Origin of the sequence: Amycolatopsis deserti (assembly GCF_014653945.1) — a bacterium.
Lineage (GTDB): Bacteria > Actinomycetota > Actinomycetes > Mycobacteriales > Pseudonocardiaceae > Amycolatopsis_E > Amycolatopsis_E deserti.
In genome coordinates this window covers 486,025-502,643 of the sequence record NZ_BNAU01000001.1, presented here as the reverse complement: position 1 = coordinate 502,643, position 16,619 = coordinate 486,025, and the positions used below count along the sequence as shown (strand labels likewise).

Annotated in this window: 23 protein-coding genes; 6 read left to right on the top strand and 17 right to left on the bottom strand. The window is 72.9% G+C overall.

Annotated features, from left to right (window positions below; translation table 11 throughout):
• Window positions 1-46 precede the first annotated feature (46 nt).
• Window positions 47-1,588, bottom strand: a complete 1,542-nt coding sequence (locus tag IE290_RS02465; protein ID WP_191243917.1) for a DEAD/DEAH box helicase — start codon at window positions 1,586-1,588, stop codon at window positions 47-49.
• A gap of 189 nt (window positions 1,589-1,777) precedes the next feature.
• Between IE290_RS02465 and IE290_RS02460 the strand changes: the two genes are divergently transcribed.
• Both IE290_RS02460 and IE290_RS02455 read left to right on the top strand, forming a co-directional pair.
• Complete coding sequence (locus IE290_RS02460) at window positions 1,778-2,701, top strand: DUF5829 family protein (protein WP_191242835.1); 924 nt, start codon at window positions 1,778-1,780, stop codon at window positions 2,699-2,701.
• A gap of 76 nt (window positions 2,702-2,777) precedes the next feature.
• On the top strand, window positions 2,778-3,095 hold the full coding sequence (locus IE290_RS02455; protein ID WP_191242834.1) for a hypothetical protein: 318 nt from the start codon (window positions 2,778-2,780) through the stop codon (window positions 3,093-3,095).
• A 404-nt stretch (window positions 3,096-3,499) separates the two neighbouring features.
• On the opposite strand, the gene IE290_RS02450 is transcribed toward IE290_RS02455, so the two are convergent.
• Window positions 3,500-4,042, bottom strand: coding sequence for a MarR family winged helix-turn-helix transcriptional regulator (locus tag IE290_RS02450; protein WP_191242833.1), 543 nt, complete (start codon window positions 4,040-4,042; stop codon window positions 3,500-3,502).
• 54 nt (window positions 4,043-4,096) lie between these two features.
• Between IE290_RS02450 and IE290_RS02445 the strand changes: the two genes are divergently transcribed.
• Window positions 4,097-4,816: an SDR family NAD(P)-dependent oxidoreductase gene (locus IE290_RS02445; protein WP_191242832.1), complete on the top strand. Its 720-nt coding sequence runs from the start codon at window positions 4,097-4,099 to the stop codon at window positions 4,814-4,816.
• Window positions 4,817-5,320: 504 nt separating this feature from the next.
• Here IE290_RS02445 and IE290_RS02440 read toward each other — a convergent pair.
• Entirely contained in the window at window positions 5,321-6,841 is a 1,521-nt protein-coding gene (locus IE290_RS02440) for an MFS transporter (RefSeq protein ID WP_191243916.1), read from the bottom strand.
• Window positions 6,842-6,930: 89 nt separating this feature from the next.
• Here IE290_RS02440 and IE290_RS02435 point away from each other — a divergent pair, with 89 nt between their 5' ends.
• On the top strand, window positions 6,931-7,494 hold the full coding sequence (locus IE290_RS02435) for a TetR/AcrR family transcriptional regulator (protein WP_191242831.1): 564 nt from the start codon (window positions 6,931-6,933) through the stop codon (window positions 7,492-7,494).
• A 68-nt stretch (window positions 7,495-7,562) separates the two neighbouring features.
• Complete coding sequence (locus tag IE290_RS02430) at window positions 7,563-8,213, top strand: response regulator (RefSeq protein ID WP_191242830.1); 651 nt, start codon at window positions 7,563-7,565, stop codon at window positions 8,211-8,213.
• A gap of 73 nt (window positions 8,214-8,286) precedes the next feature.
• Here IE290_RS02430 and IE290_RS02425 read toward each other — a convergent pair whose 3' ends face one another.
• The 12 genes from IE290_RS02425 to IE290_RS02370 all read right to left on the bottom strand — a co-directional run bounded on the left by IE290_RS02425 (window position 8,287) and on the right by IE290_RS02370 (window position 14,412).
• Complete coding sequence (locus IE290_RS02425; protein ID WP_191242829.1) at window positions 8,287-9,135, bottom strand: mechanosensitive ion channel family protein; 849 nt, start codon at window positions 9,133-9,135, stop codon at window positions 8,287-8,289.
• 29 nt (window positions 9,136-9,164) lie between these two features.
• Complete coding sequence (locus IE290_RS02420; RefSeq protein WP_191242828.1) at window positions 9,165-9,446, bottom strand: GlsB/YeaQ/YmgE family stress response membrane protein; 282 nt, start codon at window positions 9,444-9,446, stop codon at window positions 9,165-9,167.
• 64 nt (window positions 9,447-9,510) lie between these two features.
• Window positions 9,511-9,801 carry a gas vesicle protein K gene (locus tag IE290_RS02415; RefSeq protein ID WP_191242827.1) on the bottom strand — a complete coding sequence of 97 codons (291 nt, stop codon included), beginning with the start codon at window positions 9,799-9,801 and terminating at the stop codon, window positions 9,511-9,513.
• Window positions 9,794-9,985 (bottom strand): gas vesicle protein, encoded by a 192-nt coding sequence (locus tag IE290_RS02410; protein WP_191242826.1) that lies wholly within the window; start codon window positions 9,983-9,985, stop codon window positions 9,794-9,796. The genes IE290_RS02415 and IE290_RS02410 overlap by 8 nt, the downstream gene beginning before the upstream one ends.
• The gene (locus IE290_RS02405; RefSeq protein WP_191242825.1) at window positions 9,982-10,755 is read right to left on the bottom strand and encodes a GvpL/GvpF family gas vesicle protein; all 774 of its coding nucleotides are present in this window, start codon (window positions 10,753-10,755) and stop codon (window positions 9,982-9,984) included. Before IE290_RS02405 ends, IE290_RS02410 begins: the two co-directional genes overlap by 4 nt.
• A complete protein-coding gene (locus tag IE290_RS02400; protein WP_191242824.1) occupies window positions 10,748-11,107 on the bottom strand; it encodes a gas vesicle protein in 360 nt (119 codons plus the stop codon). Before IE290_RS02400 ends, IE290_RS02405 begins: the two co-directional genes overlap by 8 nt.
• Window position 11,108: 1 nt before the next feature.
• Entirely contained in the window at window positions 11,109-11,402 is a 294-nt protein-coding gene (gene gvpO / locus IE290_RS02395; RefSeq protein WP_191242823.1) for a gas vesicle protein GvpO, read from the bottom strand.
• A 6-nt stretch (window positions 11,403-11,408) separates the two neighbouring features.
• The gene (locus IE290_RS02390) at window positions 11,409-11,651 is read right to left on the bottom strand and encodes a gas vesicle protein GvpG (protein ID WP_191242822.1); all 243 of its coding nucleotides are present in this window, start codon (window positions 11,649-11,651) and stop codon (window positions 11,409-11,411) included.
• A 4-nt stretch (window positions 11,652-11,655) separates the two neighbouring features.
• Window positions 11,656-12,420, bottom strand: a complete 765-nt coding sequence (locus tag IE290_RS02385; RefSeq protein WP_191242821.1) for a GvpL/GvpF family gas vesicle protein — start codon at window positions 12,418-12,420, stop codon at window positions 11,656-11,658.
• Window positions 12,417-12,818 carry a gas vesicle protein GvpJ gene (gene gvpJ, locus IE290_RS02380; protein ID WP_191242820.1) on the bottom strand — a complete coding sequence of 134 codons (402 nt, stop codon included), beginning with the start codon at window positions 12,816-12,818 and terminating at the stop codon, window positions 12,417-12,419. Before gvpJ ends, IE290_RS02385 begins: the two co-directional genes overlap by 4 nt.
• On the bottom strand, window positions 12,815-13,813 hold the full coding sequence (locus IE290_RS02375) for an SRPBCC family protein (protein ID WP_229874060.1): 999 nt from the start codon (window positions 13,811-13,813) through the stop codon (window positions 12,815-12,817). Before IE290_RS02375 ends, gvpJ begins: the two co-directional genes overlap by 4 nt.
• 5 nt (window positions 13,814-13,818) lie before the next feature.
• The gene (locus IE290_RS02370; RefSeq protein WP_191242818.1) at window positions 13,819-14,412 is read right to left on the bottom strand and encodes a hypothetical protein; all 594 of its coding nucleotides are present in this window, start codon (window positions 14,410-14,412) and stop codon (window positions 13,819-13,821) included.
• 279 nt (window positions 14,413-14,691) lie between these two features.
• Between IE290_RS02370 and IE290_RS02365 the strand changes: the two genes are divergently transcribed.
• Entirely contained in the window at window positions 14,692-15,222 is a 531-nt protein-coding gene (locus IE290_RS02365) for an XRE family transcriptional regulator (protein ID WP_191242817.1), read from the top strand.
• Here the strand turns inward: IE290_RS02365 and IE290_RS02360 are convergent.
• On the bottom strand, window positions 15,219-16,376 hold the full coding sequence (locus tag IE290_RS02360) for a sulfite oxidase (RefSeq protein ID WP_191242816.1): 1,158 nt from the start codon (window positions 16,374-16,376) through the stop codon (window positions 15,219-15,221). The two genes, IE290_RS02365 and IE290_RS02360, sit on opposite strands and share 4 nt — an antisense overlap.
• Window positions 16,373-16,579 carry a hypothetical protein gene (locus IE290_RS02355; RefSeq protein ID WP_229874059.1) on the bottom strand — a complete coding sequence of 69 codons (207 nt, stop codon included), beginning with the start codon at window positions 16,577-16,579 and terminating at the stop codon, window positions 16,373-16,375. The genes IE290_RS02360 and IE290_RS02355 overlap by 4 nt, the downstream gene beginning before the upstream one ends.
• Window positions 16,580-16,619: the final 40 nt, after the last annotated feature.

Genomic DNA, 16,619 nt, shown 5'->3' with positions numbered 1-16,619 from the left:
CGTTTCGCCGGTTTCGCTGGACAGATTGTCCAGTGCGCCCCGCGGGTCAGCGGGACGAGGCGCCCCGGCGGCGGCCGCTGCGGGCGCCCGCGGAGAACGCGGCGGCCCCGCCCGGCTGGCGGGGCGCCGCACCCGTGGCGCGGCCCGGCTTCTGCCGCGCCTCGCCCCGCCCGGGCTCGCTTCGCCGCGACTCCGCCCGGCGCGGCTCGCCCCGGCGAGATTCGCCTCGGCGGGATTCGGCCCGCTGCGGCTCGCTCCGCCGGGATTCGCCCCGCGACTCACCTCGGCCCGGCTCGCTCCGGCGCGGCTCGCTCCGGCGGGACTCGCCCCGGCGCGACTCGCCCCGGCGCGACTCGCCTCGGCGGGACTCGCCCCGGCGCGGCTGTGTGCGGGCCGCCCCGGCGCCGGCGGCGGACGGGGTCACGAACACCCGCTCCCCCGGCGCGAGCTCGGCCAGCAGCGGGTGCCCCAGCGCCAGCCGGGTCGTCACCGGGGTGATCCCGGCCTTGCGGGTCAGGTCGCGGACGTCGGCGACCTGGTCGTCGGTCATCAGGGTGATCACCGTGCCCTCCGCGCCGGCGCGGGCGGTGCGCCCGGACCGGTGCAGGTAGGCCTTGTGCTCGACCGGCGGGTCGGCGTGGATCACGCGCGCCACGTCGTCGACGTGGATGCCCCGGGCCGCGATGTCGGTGGCCACCAGCGTGGTCGCGCTGCCGTCGGAGAACGCCGCCAGGTTGCGCGTCCGCGCGGTCTGGCCGAGGTTGCCGTGCAGCTCCACCGCCGGCACGCCCGCCGCGACGAGCTTGCGGGTCAGCGCCTTCGCCCGGTGCTTGGTCCGGGTGAACACGACGGTCCGGCCGGGCGCGGCGGCGAGGTCCACCAGCACGTCCAGCCGCGCGTCCGCCTGGACGTGCAGCACGTGGTGCTCCATCGTCGCCACCGGGGAGCGGGCCGAGTCGACGCTGTGGGTGACCGGGTCGGTGAGGAACCGCTTGACGAGCACGTCGACCCCGGCGTCCAGGGTGGCCGAGAACAGCAGCCGCTGCCCCTGCCGCGGGGTGCGGTCCAGCAGCCGCTTCACCTGCGGCAGGAACCCGAGGTCGGCCATGTGGTCGGCCTCGTCGAGGACGGTGACCTCCACCGCGTCGAGGTGCGCGTGCCCGCTCGCCAGGTGGTCGGCCAGGCGGCCGGGGCAGGCGACCAGGATGTCCACCCCGGCCCGCAGCCCGGCGATCTGCGGCCCCGGGCCGACCCCGCCGAACACCGTCATGGTGCGCAGCGACAGGGCCTTCGCCAGCGGCGCCAGCGCCGCGTCGATCTGGGTGGCCAGCTCGCGGGTCGGCGCGAGGATCAGCGCGCGGGGCCGTCCGGGACGGCGCGGGGTGCCGCTCGCGGCGAGCCGGGCCAGCACCGGCAGCGCGAACGCGTACGTCTTGCCGGAGCCGGTGCGGCCCCGGCCGAGCACGTCCCGGCCGGCCAGCGAGTGCGGCAGCGTGGCGGCCTGGATCGGGAACGGCGCCTCGATGCCCCGCTCGGCCAGCGCGGCGACGAGCACCGAGGGCACGCCGAGCGCGGCGAAGGAGGGCACGGGGGATGAAGTCAAGGGAAGATCTCCGAACGTCGGGGGGTCGTCCTGCCCGGCGCAGACCGGCGGCGGTCGCGGCGCGTGGTGGTCGACATCAGAACGCGGCCCGAGGCAGAACTGTGCGGGCCGCGATCACCAGTGTAGACCATGAACCCCGGCGGTGAGGTTGACTGAACGGGATTCACTCACGACATGATCACCCAACTGCGTATCCGGCGGACGATCACCGCACTCACCTTGGCCGTCACCGGCGCGGCCATGGCCGTGCCCGCGGCCCAGGCCGACGAGGACGGCCGCGTGCCGCAACTGTTGTTCTACAACCACGCCTACGCGGTGGTCGACAGACAGACCGCCGACGCCGTCGAGCATTCGGCCTACCTGCGGGACTTCGCCAGCTTCGAGGTCCGCACCACCACCGGTGGCGGCGTCACCTGGACCGGCCGCTACCTCAAGGGCCGGGAGACCTACCTCGAGCTGTTCGGCGTCGGCGATCTGCCCGGGACCGACGGCCAGTTCGGCTCGGCGGGCACGGCCGTGTCCACCGAGCACGCGGGCGACCTGGGGACGGTCCGGCAGCGGCTCCAGGACCAAGGCGTCACCCCGGTCGACTACCGACAGACCCGGGACTTCGGCGACGGCGCCCCGGTGCCGTGGTTCGACACCGTGCGCGCCGCGCCCGCCTACCAGGCGTACGACGGCTGGGCGATGGAGTACCTGCCGGAGTACTTCGCCGATCCGCGCAGCAACACCGAGCCGGCCTCCTCGCCGGACGACGTCAGCCGCGAGCGGTACCTGCCCGACGACTACCAGAACCACCTGATGCGCGACGTCGCCGCGATCCGCATCGGCGTCACCGCCGCCGACCTCGCGATCACGGTGCCCGTGCTCAAGGCCGGCGGGTTCAAGGTCGTGACACTGTCCGACGGCAGCGTCGTCGCCAGCGGCGGCGGCACGACCATCCGCTACGACGTGGTGCCGCGCGAGCGGGCGGGCCTGAAGCAGGTCGTGTTCACGCTGAACAGGTCCGTGCCGCTGCACGTCGAGCAGATCGGCCAGTCGAACCTGGTGGTCGGCCCCGGCTCCATCGCGGTCTGGACCTTCACCGGCACCGCCTGACCGGTGCGCCGGGGCCGGCCGCCCGCCGGCCCCGGCCGCTGCCCGATCGGGGGCCGGATGATGTTGACTGTCCGGCATGTCGCACCCGAACGCTCCCGCACCGCAGCAGCCTCAGGTGGCCACCCAGCCCCGGTCCGGAAGCGGCCTGCTGGCCGCCGCGATCCTGGTCGCCGGCATCGGCGGCGGCCTGCTGGCGTGGCACCCGTGGGACAAGGGCCCCGTTCCGGCGCCCCAGGACCCGCAGCACATCACCATCCAGAAGGTCGGCGAGCAGGTCGAGGCGGGCAACTCCGACGCCACGCAGCCGGTCTACTGCCTGACCAACGAAACCGGCGGCCTGTACTGCATGCCCCTGCCCAACCGCTACACGACCATCCAGGAGGAGCGGGGCTGAGCGGGCGCCAGCGTCATCCCCGCTGGGCGAGCAGCCCGTCCGCCAGGGCGCGCAGCCCGTCCGCGTAGGTGTCGCGGGCCGAAAGTTCCGGCCACCGGTCGCCGATCGCCGCCGGCCCGCGACCCGGCGGTGCTCCTGGGTTTGCTGACCAACCGCGCGGTCGCCGGCGCCAACCTGCTCTTCGGCGCCGCGATGGCGTCGGCCTTCTACTTCATGTCCCTGTACCTGCAGCGGGTGCTCGGGACCGGGCCGGCGCCGGCGGGGCTGCAGTTCCTGCCCTTCGCGCTCGGGTGGTGGCCGGGTCGGTGCTCGCCGTCAAGCTCGGCTACCGGCCGCGCACGAGTACGGCGCCACCCCCGTGCAGGGGTACGCGTTGGTGTTCGTCGTGGCCGTGGTCCTCGCGCTCACGGTGGTTCCGGCGCGAGCGTCTGCTCCAGCCGCGCGAGCAGGCCGGTGAGGGCCGCGCGCTCGTCCGGAGCCAGCCCGCCGATCAGGTCGGCTTCGTGCTCCAGCAGGCGGCGCACGGTGGTTTCGATCAGGCGGTGACCGGCGTCGGTGAGCTTGACGGCCACCGCGCGGCGCGACGCGGCCGACGGGGCGCGTTCGACGAGCCCGGCCTGCTCGGCGCGGGCCACGCGCTGGGAGACCGCGCCGGGGGTGACCAGCGTGCGCCGGGTGATCTCCCGGGTGGTCAGCTCGTACGGCGGGCCGGACCGGCGGATCACGCTCAGCAGGTCCAGTGTGGACGGATCGACGCCGAGCTCGGCCAGGGTGCGGCGCCGGTCGTCGGCAAGGAGCTTCGCGATCCGCCACACCGGCGTGATGATCTCGATGGACTCCGTGCGCACGCCGGGGAGTTCGCGCCGCCACGACTCAGCGATGTCGTGCGCGGGCCACCTGAGGATCGAGGCCATCGGGTAGCCCTCGGCGCCGAAGTCGTTCGACACGATCTGCCTCCTCCGCTACGTTTAGAGCTAAACATAGCAGAGAGGAGTGCTCAGTTGAGTCGGATCGTGCTGGTCACCGGGGGCGGGAACGGCATCGGCCGGGCGGTGGCCGCCCGGTTCCGCGCGGGCGGGGACACCGTGGTGATCACCGGCCGCGACGGCGAGCGGCTGGCCCGGACCGCCGCCGCGATCGGCGCCCGGGCGATCACCTGCGACGCGACGGATCCGGAGCAGGTGGCGCGGATGGCGGACGAGCTGGGGCCGGAGCTGGACGTGGTGGTCAACATGGCGGGCGGGAACACCGATCTCACCGCCCCCGCCGGGGACGGGCTCGGGGAGGTGCTGCGCGCGTGGCGGGCGAACCTGGACGCCAACCTGCTCAGCGCCGTGCTCACCACCACGGCGGTGCGGGACCGGTTGCGGCCGGGTGGCTCGATCATCAACATCGGGTCGATCGGCGCCGAGTACGCCGCGTCGTCCTACGGGGCGGCGAAAGCGGCGCTGGCGGCGTGGACGGCGGGGCTGTCGTCGCAGGTCGGGCCGAAGGGCGTGACGGCGAACCTGATCGCCCCCGGCTACATCGCGGAAACCGGGTTCTTCCAGGGAAAGCTCAGCGAGGAGCGCCGCAACGCCCTGATCGCCGCGACGCACAACGGACGGCCGGGCCACCCGGACGACGTCGCGGAGACGACGTACTTCCTGGCCTCGGCGGGCGCGCGGCACATCACCGGCCAGACGATCCACGTCAACGGCGGCGCCCACACGACGCGATAACGGTGCGCCCGGCGAGCGTGCCCGGCGGGAGTGCCTGCGCCACCTCTTCCGCGACCCGATGACCGCGCTGGGCCTGTTCCCGCTCGCGTGCCGCGCCCGGGAGCTGGGGGCCGGGCTGCGGGACGGGGATCTGAAGATCCGGCTGGGCTGTACTCGCGCCCCGGCAGCGCGGACCCGTCGGTGCTGCGCCTGTTGCGCACCGATCCGCGACCGCACCAACGCGGTGGACACTGGCCGATCCGGCGTCGCTGGTCCGCGCGCACGCGCAACTGACGCTCCGCCGCGCGGGCGAGTATCCGGCGCAGCACTACCGAGCGCTGCTCGCGGGAGTGGCCGCTCGCACGGAGGGCTACCAGGCCGAAGACCCACGCGCAGCGGGCCCAGGCCCGGCGTTGCCGGGGCTCCCGGGTCCCAGCGTTCAGTTCCGGGCGGAGGCTCGAGCGCCGCGGCCACCCCGCGCGGCACGCGGGCCGCGGAGCCGCGGGACCTCGTCAACCGCCCTCGTCAACCGCGCGGAGCCGCTTCTCGGTGCCGCGCACGCGCGGGTGCTGCGCCTGTTCCGCCAGACCGCAGCAAAACCAGCGCCTGCACCCCGGTGTAGGCGAGCAGTACAGCCCCGGCCACCGCGCTCACCTGCACGCCGTGCACGAACGCCTCCTTCGCCGCGGCCAGCAGGGCGTCCGCCTCCCCCGCGGGCAGACCGGCCGCCGTCGCGACCGCTCCGCCGAGGGTTTCCCGCGCCGTCTCCCCCGCCGAGGCCGGCACGCCCGCCCGGTAGACCGCCGCGGCGATGCTGCCCAGCACCGCCGTCCCGAGCGCGCCGCCCAGCTCGAACCCCGTCTCCGAGATCGCCGACGCCGCACCGGCCCGTGCGGGCGGCGCGGCGGTGATGATCAGGTCGTTGGTCAGCGTCTCGGACAACGACACCCCGAACCCGACCAGCGCCATGCCGGCCACCAGGATCGCCAGTCCACTGTGGCCCCCCAGCGCCACCAGCGCCGCGAACCCCGCCGCCGCGGCCAGCAGTCCCCCGCCGATCAGCCGCGGCACCGGAACCCGCCGGGCCAGGCGCGCCGCGGCGAACGAACCCGCGACACCGGCGACCGTGGTCGGCAGCAGCCACAACGCCGCGGTCAGCGGCCGCAACCCGAGCACGAGCTGGAGGTACTGCGGCACCAGGAACAACAGCCCGACCAGGGCGAACACCCCGAGCATGTTCGTCAGCACCGACGCGCTGAACCGGCGGTCCCGGAACAGGACCAGGTCCAGCATCGGGTCCGGCAGCGCACGCTGGCGCCGCACGAACACCACCGCGAACAACGCCCCGGCCAGCACGCTCACCGCCGCCAGCGGATCCGGGCCGTGCTCGGCGAACCGCTTGATGCCGTACACCACCGGCAGGACCGCGGCCAGCGACAGCAGCGCGGACAGCGGGTCGAACCGGCCGGGCCGCGGGTCCCGCGCCTCCGGCAGCAGCAGCGGCCCGGCGACCAGCAGCACCAGCATCACCGGCACGTTGATCAGGAACACCGAGCCCCACCAGAAGTGCTCCAGCAGCCAGCCGCCCAGCACCGGCCCGAGCGCCATGCCACCGGAGAACCCGGCGCCCCACACGGCGATCGCGGTCCGCCGCCGCGCCGGGTCGGTGAAGATCGTGCGGATCAGCGCCAGTGTCGAGGGCATCAGCGTCGCCCCGCCGACCCCGAGCAGCGCCCGCGCGGCGATCAGCATGAGCGGGCTGGTGGCGAACGCCGCGATCACGGACGCCGCGCCGAACGCGACGGCGCCGGACAGCAGCAGCTTGCGCCGCCCGATCCGGTCCCCCAGCGTGCCCATGAGGACCAGCAGCCCGCCGAGCACGAACGAGTAGATGTCCACGATCCACAGCTGCTCGGCGCCGGTCGGGCCGAGGTCCTCGCTCAGGTACGGCAGCGCGAACCCGAGCACCGTCATGTCGACGCTGATCAGCAGCACCGGCAGCACCAGCACCCCCAGCGCGAGCCAGTCCCGGCGTCCCCCGGCCATCACGATCACAACCCTTTTCTGAACAGTCCGGACGGTACAGTTTGCCCCTGCCTCGAAACTAAACCGTCCGGACGGTATAGTCAAGCGCCATGGGACGCCCCTCCGCGCGGGAACAGATCCTCGACGCCTACCAGGACATCCTCATCGAGAGCGGGTCGGCCGCCGTCACCCTGGACGCCGTCGCCGCGCGCGCGAAGGTGTCCAAGGGCGGGCTGCTGTACCACTTCGGCTCCAAGGACGCCCTGCTCGACGGACTCCTGGACCGGCTACTACGGCTCACCGCGGCCGACGTCGAGCACGCGCGCACGGCCCCCGAGGGCGTGGTGCGCTACTGGCTGCTCTCGTCGGTGACCGACGCCGACATGACCAAGCCGGCCCACCGCGCCTCGATCGCCGCGCTGCGGCTGATCGGCAGCGAACCGAAGGTCACCGAGACGATGAACGAGGTCGGCAGGCTGTGGTCGGAGCTGCTGGCCGAGCACATCGGCGACCCGCTGACCGCCGAGATCGTCGGCCTGGTCGGCGACGGCCTCTACCTGCGCGCGACCCTCGGCGGCCAGACGCCGCAGCCATTGCTCGACCACTTGCCGGAAGCGCTGCGCCGCCTGGGCGTGGGCGAGACGGAAAGTGACCTTGGTCCTCACCCGAGGTGACTTCCGCCCGGCCGCTCGGCGTGGCCGCGGCCTACATTGGGGTGATCCGCCTTCGGAAGGGTCCTGCCGTGATCACCGTGTTCCTGGTCGACGACCACGAGGTCGTCCGGCGCGGAGTCGCCGACCTGCTCGAAGCCGACCGCGAGCTGCGGGTCGTCGGTGAGGCCGCCACGGCCGCCCAGGCGATGGCCCGGATCCCGGCGCTGCGCCCGGACGTGGCGGTGCTGGACGTGCGCCTGCCCGACGGCAACGGCATCGAGCTGTGCCGCGAGCTGCGGTCCCGGATCCCGGAGCTGAACGTGCTGATCCTGACCTCCTACACCGACGAGGAGGCCATGCTCAACGCGATCCTCGCCGGCGCCGGCGGCTACGCCATCAAGGACATCCAGGGGTTGCAGCTGGTCTCGGCCGTGCGGGCGGTCGGCACCGGCCGGTCACTGCTGGACACCCGCGCCGCGTCGACGCTGATGGCCAAGCTGCGCGCCGACGCCGACGACGGCCCGGCGGCCGGGCTCACCGAGCGCGAGCGCACGCTGCTGGACCTCATCGGCGAGGGCCTGACCAACGCGCAGATCGCGCAGCGGATGTTCCTCGCGGAGAAGACGGTGAAGAACTACGTGTCGCGGCTGCTGGCCAAACTCGGCCTCGAACGGCGCACCCAGGCGGCCGTCCTCGCCGCGAAACTCCAGGCCGGCACGAACCCGGACGCCCCACGCTGATCGCGCGGAAAGCGCTTCCCCAGCGGGCAGGCGAACGGGGTGCCGCGGCGGCGGCACCCCGTTCGGCACGGAATCAGGCCGGTGGCCGGTCCTGCGGCCGCCGCGGCATCGACGCCGTCCCCGGCGACGACTGCGGCATCGCCGCGGTGCGTTCCTGCGGCTGGGCCATCGTGGCGGTCTCCGCCTCGGTGCGCCGGCCGCCCGCGACGGCTTCGCGTTCGGCGTCCTCCCGGCCGCGCTGGTAGGCCTCGGCACGCGTGCGGGCCGACGGGATCTCCTCCTCGGCCCGGTTGAGCCAGCGGTCCCAGCGTTGCTGCATCGGCCGCATCAGGCCGCCGCCCGCGCCGACCACGACCACACCACCGACGGTGGCGAGCAGTGCGATCAGCACCGGCCCGGTGACCGCGGTGGCGACGCCGATCTGGTTCAGCGCCGCGATCACACCGAACGCGATCACCACGACCTGCACGATCTTCGCGACCACCGGGCCGTAGCTGAGCCCGCCCATCGCGCCGCGGACCAGGTCGTGCAGCGCGCTGCCCACGGCCGCCGCGACGACCACGATGACGATCGCCACGATCGCGCGCGGCAGCCACGCGACGATCGCCGCGAGGATGGCGCTGACCGGGTTGGGGCCGAACACGCCGAACGCCAGCTGCAGCGCGATCAGCAGAACCGCGTAGTAGACGAGCGCGGCCAGCAGCCCGCTGGCGTCGTACCGGGACTGCTCCAGCGCCCGCTTCACACCGCCGCGCTCCACGGCCCGGTCGAAATGCAATCGCTCGAGCACGACCTTGACGACCTTGCGCAGCGCGCTGGCGACGAGCCATCCGATGATCAGGACAACGAGAAATACCGCGAACTTCGGCAGGAAGGTGATTACTTTTCCTACCGCGTCGTTCCAGAATTGGGTGATGTTCATTTTTCACATCCCTGACGACCCCGGCGGGGTCAGTGCATGAGCTTGCGCCGGCGGCCACCCCGCAGGGTGGAGGCCAGCGAGACCCCGAGGACGGCGAGCACCAGCTGGGTCAGCACTTCGAGCCAGTCGATACCGTCGGTGTCGGCGTATCCGACACCCCGGGCGATCGCGGTGCCGGCGAGGGCCGCGACGATACCGACGACGATGGTCAGCCACATCGGGATGTTCTGCTTTCCGGGCGCCAGCAGACGACCGAGAACACCGATGACCAACCCGACGATCAAGGCACTGATGATTCCGGTTACAGCCATCGCAACTCCATTGTTCGGCGATGCTGGCGGATTCCCGGAAAATTGCGTGTGAAACCTTTTCCGGTCAGCGTCGTTCGGACAGCAACGGGCCCAGCGGGCCGAGATCGATGTTCAATTCCTCCGGAGACACGCCGAAATGCTCGCACAGTTCGCTCATGCGCTCGTCCAGCCGCATGAGCGTGAGCCCGATCAGCTCGACCTGCTCGTCGGTGAGGTCGCCGCGGTCCACCCGGCGCAGCGCCTGCTTCTCCATGAGCTGCCGCAGCAGTTCCACCACGGTCAGCACGAGGCTGACCAGACCGCGCTCGACGGTCTCCGGGTCGGCGTCGAGACGGCGCTTCGCGGGCTCAGTCATCGGCGGGCAGCAGTGCGCTCACCGAGGACAGCAGGGTCCGCAGCGAGATGTGCACCAGATCGACGTCGGCGATGGACAGGGTGATCTCGCCGGTCACCACGACCCCGCCGGCGAGCACCCGGTCGAGGAGGTCGACCAGCGCCACCGGCCGGTCGGCGACGGACACGGGAACCGGTTCGCTCATGTTTCCTCCAGGGACGAGAACGAGTACGGCGGCCACGGCCCGGTGAGCTGGACCCGGATCGCCGGGCTGGCGTCGTCGCAGGCCGCGACCGCCTCGGCGAAGGCCCGCGCGTCGCCGTCGCCGACGAGGTAGGCGGCGTTGAGGACCATCTGCTGGGCGTCGCCGGACAACGCCGCGCTCTGCAACGGGTGCAGGCGCGCCCCAGCGGCCAGCGCCGCGAGTCGCGAATGGACTTTGCCGGCCTGCTCACGGGCCAGCCGCTCGGTTTCCTCGCGCGTGTCCCGCTCGGCCCGGCGGCGGGCGAGGTAGGCCGTCCCGGCCCCCCGGCGGGACGGCGGCTCTGTGCGCTCGGTTGGCTCGGGGGGCTCGGGCGTCTCGAGGAAGACCTTGACACCCCATTCGGTCCGTCCGGTCACGCGCTGCAGCGTGCGTTCCAGCTCGTGCCCGCGGTGTTCGAGGACCCGGCGTACGCCCTCGTCGTCGTGGTACACCGTGGCGAGCCGGACCGGCACGACCGGGCCGGCTCCGGCCAGGGCGCCAACCACGGCGTCGTGCGCGCGGGCCACGGCGCCGAGCCAGTCCAGGTCTTCGAAGTTGCGGTGCAGGGCCTCCTCGCCGAAGGTGTCCAGCGGCACCTCGCCGACGACGGCGGCCAGCCCGCGCGCCTCGATCACCCGCAGTGGCTCGCCGGCGACACCGCGCGCGTCACCGGCGGTCCCGGCACCCGCCCGGGTCACCGCGTACAGCCAGATCCCCCGTTCCTCAGTCACCGCGCCGGTCCTCGATCGCGGCCCGGTCGCGCCCGGACTCCAGTTCCTCGACGCGGGCGAGCAGCTCGCGGTTCTCCCGCTGGAGCCGCGTGGTGTCGCCGGAGAGCCACGGATCGCTCTCCCACCAGTTGATCCCGACCTCCCGCGCGGTCTCCAGGGATGCGACCACCAGCCGCAGCTTGATGGTGAGCAGCTCGATGTCGAGCAGGTTGACCCGGATGTCCCCGGCGATCACCAGCCCCTTGTCGAGCACTCTCTCCAGGATGTCCCCGAGGTTGGCGGGCTGGTGGTTGCCGAGCGCGGGTGCGGCGCTCTGTCCCGCGGTGGTGGCCGGCTGCTGCCCCGCGGCCATGTCAGCCCACCCCGCTTCCGCTGTCGGCCCGTCCCCGCGCGTACCGCCGGGTGCGCCGGTAGGCGAGCAGGTCGCCGTCGGTGCCCAGTTCCAGTTCGTAGAGCGCGAGCAGGTCCGACGACGACGGGATCCGCCGGTCCTCGATCACCTCGACCTCGATCAGCCAGCCGTCCTCGGTGGGTTCCACCGAGGTGACCGCCACCGGGTCGCTGCTGATCAGCTCGCCGACGTGCGCCAGCGCCCGGGACGCCGCTTGCGACGCCGACAGGGCGCCGTCCTCATCGCGTGCAGCCACAAGCGGTCACCTCTCCTCGTCGGTCTCGGTCACGTCCAGCCGCCGCAGGACCTGCTGCTGGATCGCGGCTTCCTCCTCCGCCGAGATCTCCCCGGCCGCGCGTCGCCGCTCGGCGGCTTCCAGTTCCCGGCGGATCGACACCGGCGCGGCGAGTTCTTCGTCCACCCGGCGCCGGATCAGCTCGCCGAGCTGGATCACCCCGCGGACCGGCAGCAGCGGGAGACCGAGGATCCCGGACAGCAGACCCATCGGCTCACCCCTCCGGCCGCTGGGTCACGACGAAGTCGTAGGCCGCGAGCGGGCCGAGCAGGCGCACCTCGACCCGGCCCGACCAGTCCTGCGCGATCCGGTCGACGGCGTCCTCCAGATCGGACTGCTTCGCGGTCTCGGCCAGGCACGCCAGGTGCACCGCGTCCTCCTCGTGCGTGGGCTCGCGGACGGCGACCTCGGCGCCGAGCTCGGCCAGTGCGTCGGCGACCCGTTTGGTGTCGGCGTCCCGCCGGGCCGCGATCGCGTTGCCGATCCCCTCGCCCAGGGCGATCCGTTCGTTGCGCGTGGCGTCCTCGGGCTTGCCGCGGATCGCTTCGCGCAGCTGGGCCAGCCGCTCGTCGGAGTCGAGGATCTCCCGCAGGATGGCCTCCTCGACGTAGCGGGCCTTCACCACGTACTCGGCCTTGCCCTCCAGCTCACCGAGAGCCGCGGCGAAATCGTCCTGGTTGCCTTCCAGCAGTTCGGTGCGCACGGCGTCCTCGTCGGTGACGACGGCGCCGAACCGCAGCGGGAGCACCGGAACCTCGGCGGCGGCCGCGTCGAGCAGCGCGGCGTGCGCGGTGAGGTCCTCGGGGCGCCCGAGCGGTTTGTCCCGCGGGATTTCGCTGACCAGCGCGGCGATCCGGTCGTGCTTGACCGCCCGCACCTTCGCCGGCGGGTCGCCGACGCCGCGGGCCTCCGGGTCGGTCTCCACGTCCGACGGCACGATGCCGTACACGTAGACCACCGTGTCCCGTTCCTCGCTCATCGCTCACCGCCCTTCCGGCGCCCGGCGCGCTCCCGCTCCTCGTCGCCGCCGCCGAAGAGGTCCTGCAGCTTGTCGCCGGCGGCTTCCAGCGCGCCCCGGGTCTTGGCCTTCGACCCGCCGGCGGTGACGTCCTCGAGCAGGTCCGGCAGTCCCTTCTGCTCGGTATCGGAGATGTCGAGCCGGTTCACCGCCTCGGCGAACCGCAGGTAGGTGTCCACGCTGGCCACGACGACGCGGGCGTCGATGGTCAACAGCTCGATCCCCACCAGCGACACCCGCACGTAGGCGTCCAGGACGAGCCCCTTGTCGAGGATCGTGTCGATCACGTCCGCGAGGCTGCTGGAGGTGGGCCGGTCCAGGCCCCCACCGCCACCGGACGGCTGCACCGCTGTGGTCATCGCCTGCTCCCCCGTCCCCGGCCGGCCGAGGCCCGGGCACGCGGCCGCCGCGCCGGCTCCTCCTCGGCTTCTTCTTCGGGTTCTTCCTCCGGTTCTTCTTCCTCTGGTTCCGGTTCTTCCTCGGCTTCTTCCGGTTCTTCTTCGCTGTCCTGGACCCGGCCGTCGTGGATCTCGCCGCGCCAGCCCTCGACGTCGTCCGGGTGCAGGACCGCCTCGGTCATCACGTGCCGCTGGAAGTGCTTGAGCTCCAGCCGCGCGCGCCGCCCCTGGGCGCGCCAGATGTTGCCGGTGTGCTCGAACAGGCCCCGCGGGTGGTACTCCAGCACCAGCACGACCCGGGTCAGGTCCGGGGTCAGCTCGTGGAAGGTCACCGCGCCGTCGACGTGCCCCTTCGCGCCCTTGGAGCGCCAGACGATGCGCTCGTTGGGCACCTGCTCGAGGATCGTGGCCTCCCAGGTGCGGTGCGACCAGAAGATCTGCGCCTTCCACTCCAGCTTCTCGTCGCTGACCTGCTCGACGTTTTCCACCTTCTTCATGAAGCGCGGGTAGTCGGTGAAGCGGGTCCACTGGTCGTACACCAGGTCGATCGGGGCGCCGATGTCGACGTGCTCGACGATGTTGGTGACCTTGAGCTTGGCGCCCTTGCCACCACCCCTGGTGAACGCGTTCTTGACCTTGTCCGCGAGGCCGGACAGCCCGCCCTTGACCGCGCCCATCATCGCCTTGCCCTTGACGCTGGGCTCGGTGCCGGTGACGGCCTCGATCAGGCCGCCGCCGTTGCCGCCGCCGCCGCCCGTGGCGTAGTCCTGGAGCCGGCCGGTGGTGGAGGTGATCCGGTCGGTCACCGCCGACGACGCGCGGGAGGTAGCGGCGCCGGCCAGCTTCCGCAACGCCGCGGTCAGCTGGCCGGACGGCGCGGAGGCGACACCGGATGCGGTGTCGGTGGCCTTGTCGGCGGTCTTGTCGAGTGTGCTCTTGATCCGGTCGGTGGCCACGGCACTCACCTCCGTGCCCGGCGGACCGGGGTGCGGCCGGTGGTGGCCCGGGTGGTGCGGCCGCGCCGGGCCCGGGTGGGAGCGGGTTCTTCGTCCTCGCCCTCGTCCTCGGGTTCGGGTTCGGGTTCGGCGCGCCGGCGGCCGGACGTACGGCGAGCGCGCGCGGGACGCGCGGGCTCCTCCTCGGGCTCCTCTTCGGGCTCCTCGTCCTCTTCGGGCGCTTCCTCGGTCTCCTCGGGTTCCTCGTCGGTGTCCTCGGCCGTCTCCTCGTCGGTGTCCTCGGCCGCCTCCTCGTCGGACGGCCGCTTCGCCCCGTCCTGGAGACGTTCGCTGAGCGACTCGATGCGCTGCGTCGCGGCCGTCACCGCGGCCGCTTTCGCCGCGCTCACCAGCTGATCGCGGGCGACGCCGGTCAGTTTCGTCAGCTCCTCCGACGATCCGAGCTGGCTCAGGCCGTTCTGCAGCAGCTTGCCCGGGGTGACGCCGGTCTTCCCGGTCGCGCCCGCGGCCGCGATCATCAGCGCCAAGCGCATCTTCTTCGTGCGGCCCAGCAGATAGCCGAGCCCGACGCCGAGGGCGACACGCGCTCCTGCCTTCATTCGTTGTCCTCCTGACTCAGGCGATTGGCGAGTTCTTCCGACAACCCACGCGCCACCCCCCGAACACCTCGGGGCGAGCAGGATGTACCGGCACTGAGCTACCCCGCGGCGTGGCGGAGAAAACGGTGAGCGGCGCCCGAAAATCAATTTCCACGCCGCGTTCCGGTCAGAAGATCTCCCCACTGTTTTCCTACTGCCGCGTCAAGACGGGGTTCAACCCGCGGGTTCCGTGCACGCGGCGAAATGGTCACGGATAATCGCCTGACAATGTGCTGGGAAATGGGTGGCGGAGCGACCACGAACAGCGAGGGAATCGAGAGCGGATCCGCAGTCACCGCCACGGGCGGTACGGCGGCGCGGTTGCTGGCGGCCGCGCGAGCGCGGCGGCGGCTGTCGCAACGGGAACTGGCACGGCTGGCGGGCGTGCCGCAGTCCACGGTGGCGACGATCGAGGCCGGCCGGCGGCAGCCATCGGTCGCCATGCTGGAACGACTGCTGCACGCGGCGGGGTTCCGCCTGGCGACGGATCTGGTGAACACGTTGCGGCCCAGCGAACTTCTGGCGCGCTACCACCGGAGCGCCCGGGAAGTCCTGGCCCGCTACCCGGTCACGCGCGCGTGGCTGCCCGGCTCCGGCGACCGAGCTGACTCCGGCCTCGACCTGGTCGTCGCGGTCCGGCCCGGCGCGCGGGCGGCGGAGGTCGCCGGGCTGGGCGAGGAACTGTCCGGTGTGCTGGGCTGCCCCGTCACCATCACCACGAGGGCCCGCTCCCCGGAGGACGCGGCTCTCGTCTTCGAACGGAATCCCTAGCGCACGGTCACCGGATGCCGCACCACCGCGCCGAACAGGTAGCCCTGCGTGTTGTACGGCTCGACGTCCGGCTGGACCACGCCGAACCGGTCCACCGCGCGCGCCCGGAGGGTGTGCTCGCCCGGTTCCGGGCGCCACCGCAGCGTCCACCGCTGCCATCCACGGCCGCTGCCGGTGAACGTGGCCGTCCGCCAGGTGCGGCCGTCGTCGGTGCTGACCTCGACGCGCCGGATGCCGCCGGTGCCGGACCAGGACCGGCCGCGCAGCACGTGCTCCCGGCGCGGCGCGAGCGTGGCGCCCCACGGCAGTTCGAACACGCTCTTGGTGTTCTGCCGCGTCAGCAGCTGCCCTTCGGCCGGGTAGCCCGGCCCGGTGAGCCGGTAGTACTGGGTGTCCCACGGCGAGTCGAGCGGGGTGCGGGAGACCTGGATCCGGCCCAGCCACTTGATGGAAGCGATGCCGATCCAGCCGGGCACCACCAGCCGCGCCGGGAACCCGTGGTCCGGCGGCAGCGGTTCGCCGTTCATCTCGTAGGCGACCAGTACGTCGTCGAGCGCCTTGCCGATGGGCAGCGGCCGCCGCACGCGGCCCAGGTTCACCCCGCCGGTGACGTAGTCCGCGTCCAGCCCTTCCGGCAGCACGTCGACCGCGTCGCGGGCGAGTCCGGCGCGGTGCAGCAGCGTCGCCAGCGGGACGCCGCGCCACCGGGCCACCCCGATCGCGCCGAGCCGCCACGCCGTGCCTGCCACGGTTTGCCCCTGCTGGGAGGTGAAGAACCCGCGCCCGTTGCCGGCGCACTCGATCGCCGCCGTGATCGTCTGCGACGGCAGGCGCAGCAGATCGTCGTAGGTGAAGGTGACCGGCCCGCCGCGCAGCCCGTCACCGGACACCTCCAGCCGCCACGTGCGCGCGTCCAGGCGGGGCGTGGCGGTGTGGTTGCGCACGAAGAACCGCGACACCGGCACGATGTCGCCGACCGGGTGCGGGGAGTCCCACCGCATTTCGGCGTTGGTGCCGAGCAGGGTGAAGTCCTCCGGGGGCAGCGGTTTCACGATCGGAGTGTCGGCCGCCGCGGCCGCGGTCGTCCACAACGGACCGGCGGCGGCGATTCCCGCCAGGCCGAGCACCGTCCGGCGCCGCACCGGCCCGGTCACAGCGCCAGATCCGCGGTCAGCACGTGGAAGGCCTGCCGTTCCCGCGCGGACAGCGGCTCGGTGAGCCGGTCCGCCGGATGGCCCACCGGCGGGTAGTCCATCCGGGGCAACGCGAAGCCGGAATCGTGCGCCCCGGCCGGGGCCATCGCCTGACCGACACCGGCGAGTGCGCGAGCGAGCGCGCGGAGGATTCGTGTCACCACGCGGAGATCATGCGGGAGTTCCGCGCTCCGGTGGTAGCCG

Excerpts from the sequence above, each read along its gene's own strand:
- IE290_RS02415 (WP_191242827.1), bottom strand. The coding sequence starts at position 9,801 with ATGACTGAGCCCGCGAAGCGCCGTCTCGACGCCGACCCGGAGACCGTC.
- IE290_RS02420 (WP_191242828.1), bottom strand. The coding sequence starts at position 9,446 with ATGGCTGTAACCGGAATCATCAGTGCCTTGATCGTCGGGTTGGTCATC.
- IE290_RS02460 (WP_191242835.1), top strand. The coding sequence starts at position 1,778 with ATGATCACCCAACTGCGTATCCGGCGGACGATCACCGCACTCACCTTG.
- IE290_RS02455 (WP_191242834.1), top strand. The coding sequence starts at position 2,778 with ATGTCGCACCCGAACGCTCCCGCACCGCAGCAGCCTCAGGTGGCCACC.
- IE290_RS02425 (WP_191242829.1), bottom strand. The coding sequence starts at position 9,135 with ATGAACATCACCCAATTCTGGAACGACGCGGTAGGAAAAGTAATCACC.
- IE290_RS02435 (WP_191242831.1), top strand. The coding sequence starts at position 6,931 with ATGGGACGCCCCTCCGCGCGGGAACAGATCCTCGACGCCTACCAGGAC.
- IE290_RS02440 (WP_191243916.1), bottom strand. The coding sequence starts at position 6,841 with ATGGCCGGGGGACGCCGGGACTGGCTCGCGCTGGGGGTGCTGGTGCTG.
- IE290_RS02370 (WP_191242818.1), bottom strand. The coding sequence starts at position 14,412 with ATGAAGGCAGGAGCGCGTGTCGCCCTCGGCGTCGGGCTCGGCTATCTG.
- IE290_RS02400 (WP_191242824.1), bottom strand. The coding sequence starts at position 11,107 with ATGGCCGCGGGGCAGCAGCCGGCCACCACCGCGGGACAGAGCGCCGCA.
- IE290_RS02385 (WP_191242821.1), bottom strand. The coding sequence starts at position 12,420 with ATGAGCGAGGAACGGGACACGGTGGTCTACGTGTACGGCATCGTGCCG.
- IE290_RS02390 (WP_191242822.1), bottom strand. The coding sequence starts at position 11,651 with ATGGGTCTGCTGTCCGGGATCCTCGGTCTCCCGCTGCTGCCGGTCCGC.
- gvpJ (WP_191242820.1), bottom strand. The coding sequence starts at position 12,818 with ATGACCACAGCGGTGCAGCCGTCCGGTGGCGGTGGGGGCCTGGACCGG.
- IE290_RS02410 (WP_191242826.1), bottom strand. The coding sequence starts at position 9,985 with ATGAGCGAACCGGTTCCCGTGTCCGTCGCCGACCGGCCGGTGGCGCTG.
- IE290_RS02365 (WP_191242817.1), top strand. The coding sequence starts at position 14,692 with ATGGGTGGCGGAGCGACCACGAACAGCGAGGGAATCGAGAGCGGATCC.